This is a genomic window from Rhodococcus antarcticus (assembly GCF_026153295.1).
GTDB lineage: Bacteria > Actinomycetota > Actinomycetes > Mycobacteriales > Mycobacteriaceae > Rhodococcus_D > Rhodococcus_D antarcticus.
The window spans coordinates 3,109,574-3,126,523 of the sequence record NZ_CP110615.1; the positions used below are offsets into that span (position 1 = coordinate 3,109,574).

Consider the following 16,950-nt stretch of genomic DNA (forward strand, 5'->3'; position numbering starts at 1 on the left):
CACCGCCCGCTCGCCCGGCACGAGCAGCAGCGCGAGGGCCAGCAGGACCAGCGCGGAGCTCACGGCGCACCCACCCGAGCCGTGATCCGGCCGGACCACGCGAGCCCCGCGCAGACGAGCACCGTGCCCACGAGCAGCAGCAGCCCACCACCGGTGCTGCCCAGGAGCAGCTGGACGGGGGCGGCGCCCACGGCCTGGCCGAGGGCGATGCCGAGCAGCGGCAGCCCGGCGAGCACGGTGGCCGTGGCGCGCGCGCCGGCGAGCCCGGCCTCGGTGCGGCGCCGGAAGCGGGTCCGCCCGACCAGGTCCCGGCGCACGGCGTCGAGCAGCTCGGCCAGGGCCACGCCGCGCTCGTCGGCCACCCGCCAGGCCGCGGCCACCCGGTCGAGCTCGGTGTCCAGCCCGGGATCACCCGAGTGCAGGCCGTCGGCCGCGGAACCGCCCAGCCGGGCTCGGGCCGCGGCCTCGGCCAGCACCCGGTGCACGGGCTCGCCCACCTCGGCAGCAGCCACGGCGCAGGCGGTCGCGGGGTGTGCACCCACCCGCAGCTCGGCGACGAGGACCTCCACGGCGGCCGCGAGGTCGGTGGCCGCGCGGGCGTCGCGACGAGCCGTGCGCCGGGCCAGCAGGCGGCGGTGCGCGGTGGTGGCGACGAGGGCGGCGGCCAGTGCGGGCACCGGCCCCACGAGCAGGGCGGTCACGGCCGCGGCGACCAGCGCGGTGCCCAGCGTCGACGTGGTCCGCGGCCGGGTCCTGGGGCGGGCCGCGACCGGGTCCAGCCCGCGCAGCCGCCGTGCTCCCACCGAGCCGGGGGCGACGAGCACGGCCGCCGCCAGCGCGACGAGGACGGCGCTCACACCGTCACCCCGCGCTCGGCCAGCAGCCCGGCCAGCGCCGCCCACGCGGGCCCCCGACCGCCGGCCCGGGTCCACGCCGGTGCCACGGTCACGGTTCCGGCCACCGAGCGCTCCAGCACCCCGACGGCGGCGAGACCCCTGCTGCCGTCGGCGCCGCGGTGCACGTGCAGCACCACCTGGACCGCGGCCGCGAGCTGGCTGTGCAGCGCGGCGGCGTCCATCCCGCCCAGCGCGGCCAGGGCCTCCAGCCGGGCGGGCACCTCGCGGGGGGAGTTGGCGTGCACCGTGCCCGCACCGCCGTCGTGGCCGGTGTTGAGCGCGGTGAGCAGGTCCACCACCTCGGCGCCGCGGACCTCGCCGACGACCACCCGGTCCGGCCGCATCCGCAGCGCCTGGCGCACCAGCTGGCGGACGCTGACCTCTCCGACACCCTCGACGTTGGCCGCCCGCGCCACCAGCCGCACCACGTGCGGGTGCTGCGGCGCGAGCTCGGCCGCGTCCTCCACGCAGACGATGCGCTCGCGGTGCTCGACCCGGGCCAGCAGGGCGGCCAACATCGTCGTCTTCCCCGAGCCGGTGCCACCGACGACGAGGAAGGCCAGCCGGGCCGACACCACCGCCTCGAGCAGCCCGGCCACCTCGGGGGGCACCGACCCCGACGCGACGAGGACGTCCAGGCCCTGGGTGGCCGGTCTCAGCACGCGCAGCGAGATGGTGGTGCCGTCCGCCGCCACGGGTGGGAGCACGGCGTGCAGCCGCACCCCGGCGCCGCCGTAGCCCGCCTCGGGGAGCCGTCCGTCCACCCACGGCTGGGCCTCGTCGAGGCGACGTCCGGCCGAGAGCGCGAGACGCTGGGCCAGCCTCCGCACGGCGGCCTCGTCGGCGAACCGCACGTCGGTGCGCTCGAGGCCGGCGCCGCGGTCGACCCACACCGCGTCGGGCGCGGTGACGAGCACGTCGGCCGTCGCGGGCTCGTGCAGCAGGGCCTCCAGGGGTCCGGCCCCGGAGAGCTCGGTCTGCAGCACGCGCAGCGCGGCGAGCAGGTCCGTGTCGCCCAGCACCCCGCCCGCCTCGGCCCGGATGGCTCCGGCCACGACGGCAGGGCTCAGCCGCCCGGGCACCTCGGCGAGGCGGTGCCGGACCCGTTCCAGCAGGTCCTCGTGCTCGCCGAGGACGAGGGCGCTCACGCGGCGCACCGACCGGCGGGACGGGCGTCGACCAGGGCGTCGAGCACGATCCGCGCCACCGTCGGGAGTGGCCCCCGGCGTGGCAGCCCGCCCCGCTCGAGATGAGCGGCGAGCCCGGGGTGCGGCCGGGTGGTGGCGAGGACCGGGAGGCCGAGGGCACGGGAGACGTCCGCCGCGCCGAGGCCGCCGGGCGCTGGTCCGCGCACCACCACGCGCAGACCGGGCACGCGCTCGCCGAGGGCGGCGACCACCCGTGCGGCTGCGGCACAGGCCCGCACCTCGGCCGGGACGACGAGCACGGTGGCGTCGGCCCGGTCCAGCACGGCGTGCACGGCGGGACCCGGCGTCCGGGGCAGGTCGCAGACCACCAGGTCCCCCGCGCGCCGACCGGCGTCCAGCACCGCCGCCACCGCCGCCGGGCCCGGAGCCACGTCGTCGCGGCCGCAGGAGAGCACCGTGAGGAGGCCGCCCGCCGACGGCAGCGCCTCGTGCAGCGCGCTGGCCGCCACCCGACCCCCCGTCAGCGCGATCCCTGACCAGCGCAGCCCGGCGGTCTCCTCGGCCCCCAGCACCAGGTCGAGCCCACCGCCGAGCGGGTCGAGGTCCACCAGCAGGGACCGGCGCCCGGACTCCGCAGCGGCGGACGCCACGGCGGCGGCCAGCACGGACGCTCCCGCACCACCGCGCCCGCCGAGCACGGCCAGCACCCGTCCACCCTCGTCGCCGCGCTCCACCCGCTCCCCCAGCGCGCCCACCAGGAACGCCTCGCCGTCGGGCAGGTGCACCACGTGCTCGGCGCCGACGGCGACCGCCGCACGCCACAGCTCGTCGCCACCGGGCTCGGTGCTGACCACCAGGACGCCCTCGCGGCGGGGCAGCCCGGCGGCGGCGCACCGCTCGGCGGTACGGGCGTCGAGGATCACCACCGGCGCGCGCACCCAGGGCACCCGGGCGCCGGTGGTGTCGGCGGCCAGCTCCAGCTCGCACCCCGCCGCGGCCGCCAGGCGCAGCAGCTCCTCCTGCAGGACGGGCGAGGACACGAGGGCCAGCGCGCGGTGCGGGCGGGCAGCAGGGGTGGTCAGGGCTGTGGTCACGGCGGACTCCGCGCTCTCCGGTGAGCGGGCGGGTGCCGGCTCGACTGGGAGCAACCCTGCGGGAGCCCCGACGGTCCGGGACCGCCACGGCGGGGGGTTGTGGACAGCTCGGGCGCTGTGGACAACCTCCAGGCCGGTGCCTGGGGCAACCGACCTCGGACGTGGGACGACCCCCGCCAGGGGGGAGGGGCGGGGGTCGTCGGAGCTCAGCCCCGGGGGGTGGGCTGAGCTCGTCCGGAACGAGTCCGAACGGTCCAGACAGTACCCCCGACGGGCGGGAAGTTGTCACCTCAACTGCTTTGCCCGGCGGTCGCGAAGCGAACGTCACACCTATGCTCGCCGGGTGAGCACGCCCGCGGTCGAGGTCCGCCCCCAGGTCGCCGCCTTCTTCGACCTGGACAAGACCATCATCGCCCGGTCCTCGACCATGGCGTTCAGCAAGCCCTTCTTCCACGAGGGGTTGATCAACCGTCGCGCGGTGCTCAAGAGCAGCTACGCGCACTTCCTGTTCCTGCTCGCCGGGGCCGACGCGGACCAGATGGAGCGGATGCGTGCGCACCTCACCGCGCTGTGCACCGGCTGGGAGGTCAAGCAGGTGCGCTCGATCGTCGAGGAGACCCTGCACGACGTCGTCGACCCGCTGGTCTACGCCGAGGCCGCCGCGCTCATCGCCGAGCACACCGCCAAGGGCCACGACGTGGTGGTCGTCTCCGCCTCGGGCGAGGAGATGGTGGCACCCATCGCGGCCATGGTGGGGGCGGACCTCAGCGTGGGTACCCGCATGGTCGAGCACGAGGGGCTCTACACCGGCGAGGTCGAGTTCTACTGCTACGGCGAGGCCAAGGCCGACGCCCTGCGCGGGCTCGCCGAGACCCACGGCTACGACCTGAGCCGGTGCTACGCGTACTCCGACTCGGTGACCGACCTGCCCATGCTCGCCGAGGTCGGTCACCCGACGGCGGTGAACCCCGACCGGGCGCTGCGCAAGGAGGCCCTGGGCCGCGGGTGGCCGGTGCTCACCTTCTCCAACCCGGTGTCCCTGCGGGCCCGGATCCCCACCGCGTCGAGCTCGGCGGTGGCCACCGCGGCCCTCGGGCTGGGTGCGGCTGCAGCCGGTGCGACCTGGTACGGGCTGGCCCGTCGGCGCCGATCCCGGTGACGCCAAAGATCACCCTTGTCGTGACCTGGATCACAGGGTAGAACTGGACCTACGGAACCACGAGAGGCCAAGGCTGGACCGGAAGAGAAGGTCCCTCCTCCCGCCCGCGGTTCCCAGCACGAGCAGCTCGGCACCCACGCCTTGCGCGCCTGGCCAGACTGCCGCCGTGGGCCTGCGCGACGGGGGACACACCCCCGATCGACGCCGAGGCCACCATCACGGCGCCCCCCTGCACGCTTGGTCACCAAGCTGCTCGTGCTCGAGGACCCCGGAGGACACCAGTCCCCCGGGGTCCTCGTGCGTCCGGCCCGGCCGGGGTCAGACCTGGGGGAGCACCGTCGACGCGACGAGCTCGAGCTGGTCGAGGTCGGTGAGGTCCATCAGCTGCAGGTACACCCGGCTCACCCCCACCTCCGCGAAGCGGCCGAGCTTGTCCACCACCTCGGCGGGCGAGCCGGCCAGCGCGTTGGCGCGCAGCTCGTCCAGCTCCCGGCCGAGCACGCCCGCCCGACGGGCGATCGCTGCGTCGTCCGCGCCGACGCACAGCGCCTGCGCTGCGGAGCACACCAGGTCGGTGCGGCCCGCCTCGGCCGCGACGCGCGCCACGTTGGCCACCAGCTCGCCGGTCGACTCGACGGTGCGGAAGGGAGCGTTGAACTCCGCGGCGTACCGCACGGCCAGGGCCGGGGTGCGCTTCGTGCCACCGCCCCCCACGACGATGGGCAGTCGCGCCTGGGTGGGCTTGGGCAGAGCCGGCGAGGCCGTCACCGTGTAGTGGGTACCGCTGTGCGAGAACGATTCTCCCGTGGGCGTCGTCCACATCCCGTCGATGATCGCGAGCTGCTCGGTGAGCCTGTCGAAGCGCTCCCCCAGCTCGGGGAACGGGATGCCGTACGCGGCGTGCTCGGCGGCGAACCACCCGCTGCCCAGGCCCAGCTCGACCCGCCCACCGCTCATCTGGTCCACCTGGGCCACCGCGATGGCCAACGGCCCGGGCAGCCGGAACGTGGCCGAGCTGACCAGGGTGCCGAGCCGGATGCGCGAGGTCTCCCGGGCCAGGCCGGCCAGCGTCACCCAGGCGTCCGTCGGGCCCGGGAGCCCGTCCCCGTCGCCCATGGCGAGGTAGTGGTCGGAGCGGAAGAAGGCGTCGTAGCCGAGGTCCTCGGTGGCCCGCGCCACACGGAGCAGGTCGTCGTAGGTGGCCCCCTGCTGGGGCTCGGTGAAAATGCGCAGGTCCATGCTGGCGAACAGTAGTGACGCGACCCTCCCGTGCTAGGAGGTGAGGTCGTCGCGCAGCACCCGCTTGAGGAGCTTGCCGCTCTGGTTGCGGGGCAGCTCGGCCACCAGGTGCACGCTCTTGGGCAGCTTGAACGACGCCAGCGTGGTGCGGGCGTGCGCGATGAGCTCGGAGGCGTCGGCGTGCGCACCCTCGCGGAGCACGACGACGGCGGTGACGGCCTCGATCCAGCGGTCGTCGGGCAGCGCGATCACGGCCACCTCCGCGACGGCGGGGTGCGTGTAGAGCGCGTCCTCCACCTCGCGGGAGGCCACCAGCACGCCACCGGTGTTGATGACGTCCTTGATCCGGTCCACGACGGTGATGTAGCCCGCCGCGTCGCGGACGACCAGGTCCCCCGAGTGGAACCACCCGTCGCGGAACGCCTCCGCGGTCGCCTCGGGGTTGTCCCAGTACCCGGTGCACAGCTGTGGCGATCGGTAGAGCAGCTCCCCGGACGTCCCGGCCTCCACGTCGAGATCGGTGGCCGGGTCGACCACCCGCGCCTCGACGAAGAGCACCGTCCGCCCACAGCTCTCCGGTCGCTCGGCGTGCTCGGTGGGGCCCAGCACACAGGCCAGCGGACCGATCTCGCTCTGGCCGAAGCAGTTGTAGAACGCGAGCTCCGGCAGAGCCGCCTGCAGCCGGTGCAGCACGGGCACCGGCATGATCGAGGCCCCGTAGAACGCCTTGCGCAGGCTGGAGAGGTCCCGGGTGGCCAGGTCCGGGTGGTTGGCCAGCGGCACCCACACCGTGGGGGCGAGGAACAGCGCCCCGATCGCGTGGGCCTCCACCTGGCGCAGCACCTCGGGCACGTCCGGGCGGGCCATGAGGTGGTTGGTCGCGCCCACGGAGAGGTACGGCAGGAGGAAGACGTGCATGCCGGCCGAGTGGTACAGCGGCATGCAGTGCAGGGGCAGGTCGTCCTCGTGGGCGTCGAGGGCCAGCACGCAGGAGACGTACTCGTGCACCAGCGCGCGGTGGGTCATCATGGCGCCCTTGGGCTTCGAGGTCGTGCCCGAGGTGAACAGCAGCTGGACGAGATCGGTGTCGGACACGGTCACGTCGAGCTCGGGCACCTCCCCCGTGCGCCACCGCTCCAGCACCGCTCCGGGTTCCCCGTGCAGGGCGAGAACCGTCTCGACCACGGTGTCGCCGAGCACCTGCTCCACCCCGGCGCGCAGGGCGGGATCGACCAGGGCGAGCCGCGCGCCCGAGGAGCCCAGCAGGTACGCGAGCTCCTCCCCGGTCAGCGCGTAGTTCACGGGCACGTGCACCAGCCCCGCGCGGGCGCAGCCCAGGTAGGCGAGCAGGTACGCGTCGGAGTTCGCGCCGATCGTGGCCACCCGGTCACCGGCCGCCAGACCGAGCGACAGCAGGTGCCCGGCCGCCCGGGTCACCGCATCGTCGAGCTCGACGTAGGTCCACCTCCGGTCCTCGAAGTGCAGCGCCGTCCGGTCCGGGTGGCGCGCGGCCGAGCGCCGCAGGACGTCGTCGACGGTGCTGGAACGGGGATCAGGGCTCACTCGAGGACCTCCGGTGTGCTGCGCTGCGACCTGGGTCACACCCTAGGGCCGGCCCGGCAGCGCCGGAGGTGGCTCGTCGTGGTCGAGGCGGAGCCGGCCGTCCCCGGTCCCGGCCACGGCGGCCGCCGTCACGGGCACCCCGCCCGGCGCGGTGTCCTCGGTGCGCTGCCGTGGCGGCCGGGCTCAGCCGCGGTGGGTGCGGACCCACTCCGCGATGCCGTCGGCCGTGATGGGCAGCGCGTCGGACAGCACCCGGTTGCCGGTGCCGGTGACGACCAGGTCGTCCTCGATGCGCACGCCGATGCCGCGGAGCTCCTCGGGCACCGTCAGGTCGTTGGGGTGGAAGTACAGGCCCGGCTCGACGGTCAGCGCCATGCCCTCCTCGAGGGTGCCCTCGTGGTAGGCCTCGGCCGAGCTCTGCGCGCAGTCGTGCACGTCCAGGCCCAGGTAGTGCCCCACCCCGCACACGATGTAGCGCCGGTGGTGCTGGCCCTTGGGGTCGAGCGACTCCTCCACCGAGACCGGCAGCAGGCCCCAGTCGTGCAGGCCCTCGGCGAGCACCCGCATGGCCGTCTGCTGGAACGTCCGGTACTCCGCGCCCGGGGCCACCTCGGCCATGGCGGCGACGTGGCTGGCGTGCACCAGGTCGTACACCTGGCGCTGGGCCTCGCTGAACTCCCCGGAGACGGGGTAGGTCCGGGTGACGTCGGCGGTGTAGAACGTGGTGGCCTCCACGCCGGCGTCCATGAGCAGCAGCCCGTCCGGCGGGACCACCCCGTCGTTGCGGACCCAGTGCAGCACGGGTGCGTGCGGGCCGGCCGCGAGGATGGAGGAGTAGCCGACGCCGTTGCCGGACGTGCGCGCGCGGCGGTCGAAGGTGCCCTGCAGCCAGCGCTCACCCCCGGCCCGCTCTGCCTCGGGCAGCGCCGCGGCCACCTCCGTGAACCCCGTGACGGTGGCGTCGACGGCCGCCTGCAGCTGGTCGATCTCCCAGTCGTCCTTGACCCGCCGCAGCTCGGAGAGCACCCGGCGCAGCTCGCCCCCGGAGCCGCTGACCAGCGCGTCGAGCACGGGCTCCACGCCGCGGGTCGCGAGCATCGCGGGGTAGCTGCCGCGCAGGGCGCCGGGCAGCTCCTCGAGCGGGCGGCACGTGATGCCCAGGGCCTCGCTCCACTCGCCGAGCCCGGGCACGGGGCCGATCCACAGCTCGCCGTCCCGGGCGGAGGCGAAGAAGTCCGACTCACCGGGCCCGGCGGGCGCGCGCAGGTGCAGCACCGCGTCGTGCCGGTCGCCGGAGGGGTGCATGACCAGCACCGCCCCCTCGGCCTGGCAGCCCGTGAGCCAGAGGAAGTCGGAGTCGGGCCGGAACTCGTAGTCGGAGTCGTTGGAGCGCACCGGGGCACGCCCCGCGGCCACTGCGATCCGCTGCCCGGGAAAGGCCTGGGAGAGCTTCTGCCGGTGCTCGGCCGCGGCCACCGCCTGACCGTCGACGACGTGGGCGGCCCGGTCGGCCGGCCCCCACCCGTCGCGGACGTTCTCCCGGAAGCCGGGGGCGTCGGTGAGCTTGCTCGGGTCGCGGCGCGCGGGTCGAGTCATGACCTCCAGGCTAGTGCGGGTGGTCCCCGGACCCCAGCCGGCTGGTCAGCTGACGGCGGCGTCCGCGATCGAGCCGGCCTCCTTCGCCCCCGCCTCCAGCGCGGCGCAGCAGGCCACCACCCAGGTGGCGACCCCCTCGGCCGTGCCCGCGGCGAAACCCGCGGCAGCACGCCGGTAGTCGTCCGGGCGGCGCAGCCAGCTGACCTCCGGGACGGTGAGGTTGTGCACGTCGAGCCCGCTGCTGACGGCCACCAGCCGCGAGGCCGCCCGCGCCACCACGCCGTCCGCGCTGCCGAACGGCGCCAGCCCCAGCAGCTCCCCGTGCACCACCGCGGCCAGCACGGCCGCCGGCACCCGGGTCCCCCCGGTGACGAGCTGGCCGAGCCCGTCGAGCCGCTGCGCCGTGCCCAGCCGGGGCCGACCCAGCTGCGCGTCGTCGACGAGGTCCGCCGCGGCCAGCAGGTGCAGGCGCGCGAGCACCTGCAGCGGCGCGCGACGCCAGACGCCGAGCAGGGTCGTCAGGGCGGGTCCGTCCAGCGTCGTGGCCACCCGCAGCGCGCCGGCGGTGACCGGGTCGGCGGCCGTGCCCTCACCGGGCAGCTCCGTGGAGCCACCGTCCAGCGCGGCCGAGCTCCGCGCGGCACGGACCGAGGCCTCGGTGGCCCCGACGGCCCAGCCCTTGCGGTTGGCCGGGTGCCGGTGCACCGCGTCGACGGCGGCACGGGCGGCGTCCGCGGCGGCTGCCACCCCGGGCAGCTCCAGCAGGGGGGCGAGCGGGTCGACGGGCACGGGCAGGGACGGTAGGCCACTCACCGCGCCGGTCCACCCGCTGGGCGAGGGACTGCCCGTTCGGCAGTGGTCCGGCTCACCCTCCCGGCCTAGGTTCGAGCCATGACGACGCCGTCCGAGCCGCTGCAGTCCGAGACCGATCCCGCCGCGCGCGTGTTCCCGCCCAGCCCGGAGTTCACCGCCCAGGCCAACGCCGGGCCCGAGCTGCAGACCGCGGCCGACGCCGACCGCGAGGGCTTCTGGGCCGCCCAGGCGCAGCGCCTGCACTGGCACGAGCCGTGGACCGAGGTGCTGGACTGGTCCGAGGCCCCGGTCGCGAAGTGGTTCGTGGGCGGCAAGCTCAACGTCGCCCACAACTGCGTGGACCGCCACGTCGAGGCCGGCAACGGCGACCGGGTGGCCATCCACTGGGAGGGCGAGCCCGGCGACAGCCGCGCCATCACCTACTCCGACCTGCTCGCCGAGGTCAGCCGCGCCGCCAACACCTTCACCGAGCTCGGCCTCGTCAGCGGCGACCGGGTGGCCGTCTACATGCCGATGGTCCCCGAGGCGATCGTCACCATGCTGGCCTGCGCCCGTCTGGGCCTGACCCACTCCCTGGTCTTCGCCGGCTTCTCCGCGACCGCGCTGCGCTCCCGGGTCGACGACGCGCAGGCCAAGCTCGTCGTCACCACCGACGGCCAGTGGCGCCGCGGCAAGGCCGCCCCCCTCAAGGACACCGTGGACGAGGCCGTCGACGGTGCGGCGTGCGTGGAGCACGTGCTGGTCGTGCGGCGCACCGAGACGGACGTGAGCTGGACCGAGGGGCGCGACCTGTGGTGGCACGAGACGGTGGCCCACGCCTCGCCCGAGCACACCGCGCAGCCCTTCGACGCCGAGCACCCCCTGTTCGTGCTCTACACCTCCGGCACCACCGGCAAGCCCAAGGGGATCATCCACACCTCCGGCGGGTACCTCACCCAGACCAGCTACACCCACCACAACGTCTTCGACCACAAGGAGGGCCGCGACGTCTACTGGTGCACCGCCGACATCGGCTGGGTCACCGGGCACAGCTACATCGTCTACGGCCCGCTGAGCAACGGCGCGACGCAGGTGGTCTACGAGGGCACGCCGAACAGCCCGGACGAGCACCGGCACTGGAACATCATCGAGAAGTACGGGGTGACGATCTACTACACGGCGCCGACGCTGGTGCGGACGTTCATGAAGTGGGGCCGCGAGATCCCCGACGCCCACGACCTGTCCTCGCTGCGCGTGCTGGGCAGCGTCGGCGAGCCCATCAACCCCGAGGCGTGGACGTGGTACCACGAGGTGATCGGCGGTGGGCGCTGTCCCATCGTGGACACGTGGTGGCAGACCGAGACCGGCGCCATCATGATCGCGCCGCTGCCCGGGATCACGGCGTGCAAGCCCGGTTCCGCGATGGCGACGCTCCCGGGGATCTCTGCCGCGATCGTCGACGAGGAGGCCAACGTCCTCGGCGCCTCCTCCGGCGGTTCCGGGGCGGGCGGTGACACCGTCCAGGGCTACCTGGTGCTGGACCAGCCGTGGCCGTCGATGCTCCGCGGCATCTGGGGCGACATGGACCGCTTCCGGGAGACCTACTGGAGCCGCTACGCCGAGCAGGGCTGGTACTTCGCGGGGGACGGCGCCAAGTACGACGAGGACGGCGCGATCTGGCTGCTGGGGCGGGTCGACGACGTGATGAACGTGTCCGGGCACCGCATCTCCACCACGGAGGTCGAGTCCGCGCTGGTCAGCCACCCCTCGGTCGCCGAGGCCGCCGTGGTCGGGGCCTCCGACGCCACCACCGGGCAGGGGATCGTCGCCTTCGTCATCCAGCGGGGCGGCCAGACCCAGAGCGGGGAGGCCTACATCACCGAGCTGCGCGACCACGTGGCCAAGGAGATCGGGCCGATCGCGAAGCCACGGCAGATCCTGGTGGTGCCGGAGCTGCCCAAGACCCGCAGCGGCAAGATCATGCGGCGGCTGCTCCGCGACATCGCCGAGAACCGCGAGGTGGGTGACACCTCGACCCTCGCCGACGCGGCGGTCATGCAGTCCATCAGCAAGGGCCTCTCCGCACCCGCGGCGGACTGAGGGGCCGAGGGCGGGGCCGGGGAGCCCACGAACCGGGCCGGTGACGGCTCGGACGTGGACCTGCGCCCGGGCGTGGCACCATGTCTCCCGACGACCACCGGCGTCCCCTCCCCGGGGACGAGCACCGGCACCTGCACTGGAGGGCCCGAGTTGAGCTCAGGAGACAACACCACCCACGTCGGCGTGCCCACGACGGTGGCGTCCATCCCCCTGACCGACGTCGACGCGCGGGCGCCCGGCACCGGCAGCATCGGCAACCTGGTCAAGGACGCGACCGCCCAGGTGTCCACGCTGGTCCGTGCCGAGGTGGCGCTGGCCAAGGCCGAGGTCACCGGCGAGGTGAAGAAGGCCGTGTTCGGCGGGATCTTCTTCATCGTCGCCGCCGTCATCGGTCTCTACAGCACGTTCTTCCTCTTCTTCGCCCTCGCCGAGCTGCTGGACATCTGGCTGCCGCGCTGGGCGGCGTTCGCGATCATCTTCGCCGCGATGGTGCTGGTCGCCGCGGTAGCGGGGCTGCTCGGGCTGCGCAAGGTGAAGAAGCTTCAGAAGCCCGAGAAGACCATCGACGCGGTGAAGGACAACGCCAAGGTCCTCCCCGGCTCGCACTAGGCCACCGTGGCCGCCCCCGAGCCGTCCAGCGTCCGCGTCGAGGGTCCCTGGACCCACCGGGACGTGCACGCCAACGGCACCCGGTTCCACGTCGCCGAGGTCGACGGCGGCGGGCCGCTGGTGCTGCTGCTGCACGGCTTCCCCGAGTTCTGGTGGAGCTGGCGACACCAGCTGACCTCGCTGGCCGCGGCCGGCGCGCGGGCGGTGGCCGTGGACCTGCGCGGCTACGGGGACTCCGACAAGCCCCCGCGTGGCTACGACGGCTGGACCCTCGCCGGTGACGTCGCCGGCCTGGTCCGCGCCCTGGGGGCCGAGCGCGCCGTCCTCGTCGGGCACGACTGGGGCGGGCTCATCGCCTGGGCCACCGCGGCCCTGCACCCGAGGCTGGTGAGCGGGCTCGGCGTGGTCGCCGCTCCGCACCCGGTGGCGCTGCGCCGCGCCGTGCGCAGCGAGCCGCTGGGCCAGGGCCGCGCCTCGGCCTACGCCACCGCCTACCAGCTGCCCCGGTGGCCGGAGCGGCGGCTGGTGCGCGACGACGCCGCCGAGATCGAGGCCGTGCTCCGGCGCTGGGCGGGCCCCCGCTGGGTGGCCGGCGACGAGTTCGGCGAGGTCGCAGCGCGCAACCGCTCCGCGATGCAGGTCCCCGGGGTGGTGCACTCCGCGATGGAGTACTACCGGTGGGCGCTGCGCAGCCAGGTCCGGGGCGAGGGCCACCGGTTCGCGGCCGACCTGGCGGCGCCCGTGCGGGTGCCCGTCCTGCAGCTGCACGGTGCGCTCGACCCGTGCCTTCTGCCGTCCACCGCCGCCGCGTCGGCGCCGTGGGCGCTGGACCGGGAGCACGAGCTGCTCGACGGCGTGGGCCACTTCCCGCACCAGGAGGTCCCCGAGGTCGTCACCGCCGCCCTGGTGCGGCTGCTCGGACGGGTCTGACGGCCAGTACCCGGCGTTCAGGCTCCGACGTTCAGGCTCCGAAATTCAGGACGTGCAGGCGCCGGTGCCGACCGCCCCGCGTGCGGTGGACGCCGCCGACACCTCGCCCGAGACCTCCTCGGCGGTGAGCACGAAACCCGTCTCGGGGTCGTCGACGGCCGCGCCGAACACCACGCCGAGCACCGCGCCGGAGGTGTTGACGAGCGGGCCGCCGGAGTTGCCGCTGCGCACCGTCCCCCGCACCGTGTAGACGTTCCGGCTCACCGTGCTGGAGTCGTAGATGTCCGGACCGCGCAGGGTGATGTCCTCGCGGACCCGGGCCGCCGAGGCCGTGTAGGCCCCGTCGAGCGGGTAGCCCAGGACGATCGCGGACGTGCCGGTGCTCGCCGCAGCCGGGGCGAAGCCCAGCACCGGCGCCTGCAGGCCCGGGACGTCGAGCACGGCGATGTCGGTCTCCGGGTCGTAGAGCACCACGGTCGCGGTGAGCAGCGCGCCCCCGGACTCCACGCCCACCTGGTCGGTCCCGGCGACCACGTGGGCGTTGGTCATCACCCGTTCCGGCGCGACGACGAACCCCGTGCCCTCCAGCCCGCGCGAGCACGAGGGGGCCACCCCGCGCACCTTGAGCACGCTCTTCCGCAGCGTCTGCACCACCGCGGTGCCCTGGAGCGTCGTGTCCGGGGCATCGACCTGCGTGATGGGGGTGCGCCCGAACGGTCCGAGCACGCTGGGAAGCTGGGAGGTGTTGAGCAGCGCACCGAACTCCGCGGGCAGCTTCTGGGCCTGCACGGGCAGCACGTCGTTGACCCCGGCCAGCACCGCGGAACCGCGCACCGCGCTCGCGAGGCTCGTGCTGGCCGAGGAGGTCAGCGGCACCGCCAGCAGCCACGCAGCCACCAGCACGGCCGTCGCCTGCACCACCGAACCGAGGGCGCTGTCCACGGTGCGGACGGCCTTCTGGGTCAGGCTCGCCCGCACCGCACGCCCCAGCAGCACCCCCGCGGTCTGCCCGACGGCCACCAGGAGCACCACGACGCCGACCCCGAGCGCGGCGCGCGCGGCCGTGCTCTGCACCGACTCGATGAGCACCGGGGCCAGCCGCACCCCCACCACGGCCCCCACGAGGACGCCGGTGAACGCGAGCACGGCCGTCGCGACCCCCTGCCGCCAGCCGGACGCCGCGGCGAGCAGGGCCAGCACCAGCACGAGGGCGTCCACCCAGTTCAGGTTCACGCGCCGGAGCCGCTCATCGGTCCACTGAACCACGGGCCGAAGCCACGGCGGCGTCGAGGTCGCGCACGTCCCGGGTGTCCCACGGCTGGTCCCAGCCGGCCATCCGCAGCAGCGACGCCACCAGACCTCCGGTGAACCCCCACACCAGCAGGCCGTCCACGGAGAACGCGGGGCCGACGAACCCCGAGGAGTGCCGCACGCGGAAGCGGTTGGCGGGGTCGACCAGCTCGCGCAGCCCCACCCGCGCCACCCGGGCGCTCTCGGCCAGGTCCACCGCCTCCACCGGGCTGGGCTCGCGCCAGTGCGCCAGCACCGGCCGCACCCGGAACCCCGAGGGCGGCAGGAAGAGCTCGGGCAGCACCACGAGCGGGTCGACCCCGGCCGGGTCGAGGCCGGTCTCCTCCTGCGCCTCCCGCAGGGCCGCCCCCACGGGGCCGTCGTCGCCCGGGTCCACCGCGCCGCCGGGGAAGGCCACCTGCCCGCTGTGGCTGCGCAGGGTGGCGGCCCGTTCCAGCAGGAGCACGTCGCCGTCGTCGAACCCGGTGCCGGCCAGCAGCATCAGCACGGCGGCGGCGCGGGCGTCCTCCGGCGCCACCGGGGTCCGGGTGAGCTCGGGCACCCCGGCCCGGCCGACCTCCTCGGCCAGGGTCGAGAGCCAGTCCGGGGGTGTGGTCAGGGGGGTGCTCACCCCGTGACCCCGAGGTAGGTCGCCACGTCGGCGGCGATGGCGACCGGGTCGGTGTAGGGCACGGCGAGGATCTTGGCGACACTGCCGTCGGCCCGCAGCAGCACGGTCACCGGCAGCACCTTCGGCGCACCGACCAGCGCGGCGATGCGGGACGTCGCGTCCTGCACGGTGGGCAGGCGCACCCCGTAGCTGGCCAACCTCTCGAGCCCGTAGGGCGACGCCGGGTCGCTGTGCACGGTGAGCACGGTCACCGCGTCGCCCGCGGTGGCGGCGAAGGTCTGCATGGCGGGCAGCTCGGCCGCACACGGCTGGCAGTACCAGGCCCAGAGGTCGAGCACGGCGGGCTTCCCGGCCAGGGCCGTGCCCAGGTCCACGGTGCTGCCGTCGCCCAGGCACTCCAGGCGCAGCCCCGCCAGCGGACCGTTGCCCGCGGTGGCGCCGGCGACCGGCACCGGGCAGGGCAGCAGGTCGGCCGCGGCCCTCGGCGCGACCAGGTCGGCGGCGGGAACGGGCGTGCTGCTGGAGGGCGCCGCAGCCGTTGCCCTGGGACCGGGGGGCACCGGCGCTGCGGCGGGGACCCCGCTGCCCCGCGGCCACAGGGCCACGGCCAGGGCGACGACGACCGCGAGTCCCAGGACGTTCCAGCGCAGGGTGGAGCTGGCGAGCAGGGTCCTCACGGGCGGGCCCGCACGATCGTCACGTCGCCAAGGGTACGGAGCCGCGCCATTGCCGCTGCCGGGCGTTACGGGTCCGAGGCGTCGGCGTGATCTCCCCGAGTCGCGGGCGTGCCATGCTCGGAGCCATGGTCGGCCTGGCGGTGGTGCTGTTCCCCTTCGTCCTGATGGCCTTTGCCCTGTCCATGGAGCGGGTGGAGACACGGGTGCGCCGCACCGGCCTCGGTGAGGACGAGGTGGAGCAGTTCCTCGACCAGGCGAGCGCGTCGGAGGTCCAGACCCTGCTGAGCGACGGGATGCCCCGGGCCCTGGACGTGTTCCAGCTGCGCCGCCACCACCCTCGACGCGCCCCGGCGCGCGAGCGGTCCGAGGCACGCCGCACCGCGCCGTGACGGTCCGAGGGACGCACCGGCGCGATCGAACGTGATGCGCGGCACGGTTTCGCCCTAGACTGCGCAACGATCACGACAGCGGTGGCGCAGCAGGACCGGCGAGGACGTCGGCCGCGCGCTCCGCGAGGAGGAGCAGACGTGGACGAGGTCCTGGCCAGGGCAGGAATCTTCCAGGGCGTCGAGCCCTCGGCGGTGGAGGCGCTGACGCAGCAGCTGCAGCCGGTGGACTTCCCCCGGGGGCACGTGGTCTTCAACGAGGGCGAGCCCGGGGACCGGTTGTACATCATCATCTCGGGCAAGGTGAAGATCGGCCGGAAGAGCGCCGACGGGCGCGAGAACCTGCTGACGATCATGGGTCCGTCGGACATGTTCGGCGAGCTGTCGATCTTCGACCCGGGCCCCCGCACCTCCAGCGCCACCACCGTCACCGAGGTCCGCGCGGTGAGCATGGACCGTGCGGCGCTGCGGGAGTGGATCAACCGGCGCCCCGACATCGCCGAGCAGTTGCTCCGGGTGCTGGCCCGCCGGCTGCGCCGCACGAACAACAACCTGGCCGACCTCATCTTCACCGACGTCCCCGGCCGGGTGGCCAAGGCGCTGCTGCAGCTGGCCCAGCGCTTCGGCAGCCAGGAGAACGGCGCGCTGCGGGTCACCCACGACCTCACGCAGGAGGAGATCGCCCAGCTCGTCGGTGCCTCGCGCGAGACGGTCAACAAGGCGCTGGCCGACTTCGCCCAGCGCGGGTGGCTGCGGCTGGAGGGCAAGAGCGTGCTGATCTCGGACCCCGAGCGGCTGGCCCGCCGAGCGCGGTGAGCGTGTGGACGGCGTGCTGAACCG

Annotated in this window: 16 protein-coding genes; 6 read left to right on the plus strand and 10 right to left on the minus strand. The window is 74.8% G+C overall.

Going from position 1 to position 16,950, the window contains the following annotated elements; translation table 11 throughout:
- Nucleotides 1-59: 59 nt before the first annotated feature.
- Genes RHODO2019_RS15180 through ssd form a run of 3 tightly spaced genes read right to left on the minus strand, consistent with a single transcriptional unit; the run spans nt 60 to nt 3,138 of the window.
- Nucleotides 60-857, minus strand: coding sequence for a type II secretion system F family protein (locus RHODO2019_RS15180; protein WP_265382572.1), 798 nt, complete (start codon nt 855-857; stop codon nt 60-62).
- On the minus strand, nt 854-2,044 hold the full coding sequence (locus tag RHODO2019_RS15185) for a TadA family conjugal transfer-associated ATPase (RefSeq protein WP_265382573.1): 1,191 nt from the start codon (nt 2,042-2,044) through the stop codon (nt 854-856). Before RHODO2019_RS15185 ends, RHODO2019_RS15180 begins: the two co-directional genes overlap by 4 nt.
- Nucleotides 2,041-3,138 carry a septum site-determining protein Ssd gene (gene ssd / locus RHODO2019_RS15190; RefSeq protein WP_265382574.1) on the minus strand — a complete coding sequence of 366 codons (1,098 nt, stop codon included), beginning with the start codon at nt 3,136-3,138 and terminating at the stop codon, nt 2,041-2,043. Before ssd ends, RHODO2019_RS15185 begins: the two co-directional genes overlap by 4 nt.
- Nucleotides 3,139-3,481: 343 nt before the next feature.
- Between ssd and RHODO2019_RS15195 the strand changes: the two genes are divergently transcribed.
- Entirely contained in the window at nt 3,482-4,297 is an 816-nt protein-coding gene (locus tag RHODO2019_RS15195) for an HAD family hydrolase (RefSeq protein ID WP_265382575.1), read from the plus strand.
- 318 nt (nt 4,298-4,615) lie between these two features.
- On the opposite strand, the gene RHODO2019_RS15200 is transcribed toward RHODO2019_RS15195, so the two are convergent.
- The 4 genes from RHODO2019_RS15200 to RHODO2019_RS15215 all read right to left on the minus strand — a co-directional run bounded on the left by RHODO2019_RS15200 (nt 4,616) and on the right by RHODO2019_RS15215 (nt 9,484).
- A complete protein-coding gene (locus RHODO2019_RS15200; RefSeq protein ID WP_265382576.1) occupies nt 4,616-5,536 on the minus strand; it encodes an LLM class F420-dependent oxidoreductase in 921 nt (306 codons plus the stop codon).
- Between the two features lie 33 nt (nt 5,537-5,569).
- On the minus strand, nt 5,570-7,099 hold the full coding sequence (locus tag RHODO2019_RS15205) for a fatty acyl-CoA synthetase (RefSeq protein WP_265382577.1): 1,530 nt from the start codon (nt 7,097-7,099) through the stop codon (nt 5,570-5,572).
- A 183-nt stretch (nt 7,100-7,282) separates the two neighbouring features.
- Entirely contained in the window at nt 7,283-8,695 is a 1,413-nt protein-coding gene (locus tag RHODO2019_RS15210; protein ID WP_265382578.1) for an aminopeptidase P family protein, read from the minus strand.
- A 45-nt stretch (nt 8,696-8,740) separates the two neighbouring features.
- The gene (locus tag RHODO2019_RS15215) at nt 8,741-9,484 is read right to left on the minus strand and encodes an oxidoreductase (protein WP_265382579.1); all 744 of its coding nucleotides are present in this window, start codon (nt 9,482-9,484) and stop codon (nt 8,741-8,743) included.
- A gap of 102 nt (nt 9,485-9,586) precedes the next feature.
- Here RHODO2019_RS15215 and acs point away from each other — a divergent pair, with 102 nt between their 5' ends.
- The 3 genes from acs to RHODO2019_RS15230 all read left to right on the plus strand — a co-directional run bounded on the left by acs (nt 9,587) and on the right by RHODO2019_RS15230 (nt 13,126).
- Complete coding sequence (acs, locus tag RHODO2019_RS15220) at nt 9,587-11,587, plus strand: acetate--CoA ligase (protein ID WP_265382580.1); 2,001 nt, start codon at nt 9,587-9,589, stop codon at nt 11,585-11,587.
- Between the two features lie 150 nt (nt 11,588-11,737).
- Entirely contained in the window at nt 11,738-12,196 is a 459-nt protein-coding gene (locus RHODO2019_RS15225) for a phage holin family protein (RefSeq protein ID WP_265382581.1), read from the plus strand.
- Between the two features lie 6 nt (nt 12,197-12,202).
- Nucleotides 12,203-13,126 (plus strand): alpha/beta fold hydrolase, encoded by a 924-nt coding sequence (locus tag RHODO2019_RS15230; protein WP_265382582.1) that lies wholly within the window; start codon nt 12,203-12,205, stop codon nt 13,124-13,126.
- A 45-nt stretch (nt 13,127-13,171) separates the two neighbouring features.
- Here RHODO2019_RS15230 and RHODO2019_RS15235 read toward each other — a convergent pair whose 3' ends face one another.
- From RHODO2019_RS15235 to RHODO2019_RS15245, 3 genes are read right to left on the minus strand one after another with little or no spacing between them, the layout of a single operon-like run.
- The gene (locus RHODO2019_RS15235) at nt 13,172-14,359 is read right to left on the minus strand and encodes a MarP family serine protease (RefSeq protein WP_265382583.1); all 1,188 of its coding nucleotides are present in this window, start codon (nt 14,357-14,359) and stop codon (nt 13,172-13,174) included.
- 13 nt (nt 14,360-14,372) lie between these two features.
- Nucleotides 14,373-15,047 (minus strand): NUDIX hydrolase, encoded by a 675-nt coding sequence (locus RHODO2019_RS15240; protein ID WP_435532129.1) that lies wholly within the window; start codon nt 15,045-15,047, stop codon nt 14,373-14,375.
- Nucleotides 15,044-15,715 (minus strand): TlpA disulfide reductase family protein, encoded by a 672-nt coding sequence (locus tag RHODO2019_RS15245; RefSeq protein WP_265384809.1) that lies wholly within the window; start codon nt 15,713-15,715, stop codon nt 15,044-15,046. The genes RHODO2019_RS15240 and RHODO2019_RS15245 overlap by 4 nt, the downstream gene beginning before the upstream one ends.
- Before the next feature lie 95 nt (nt 15,716-15,810).
- Here RHODO2019_RS15245 and RHODO2019_RS15250 point away from each other — a divergent pair, with 95 nt between their 5' ends.
- The gene (locus tag RHODO2019_RS15250; protein ID WP_435532130.1) at nt 15,811-16,113 is read left to right on the plus strand and encodes a hypothetical protein; all 303 of its coding nucleotides are present in this window, start codon (nt 15,811-15,813) and stop codon (nt 16,111-16,113) included.
- Nucleotides 16,114-16,251: 138 nt separating this feature from the next.
- Nucleotides 16,252-16,926, plus strand: coding sequence for a Crp/Fnr family transcriptional regulator (locus RHODO2019_RS15255; protein WP_265382584.1), 675 nt, complete (start codon nt 16,252-16,254; stop codon nt 16,924-16,926).
- Nucleotides 16,927-16,950 lie beyond the last annotated feature (24 nt).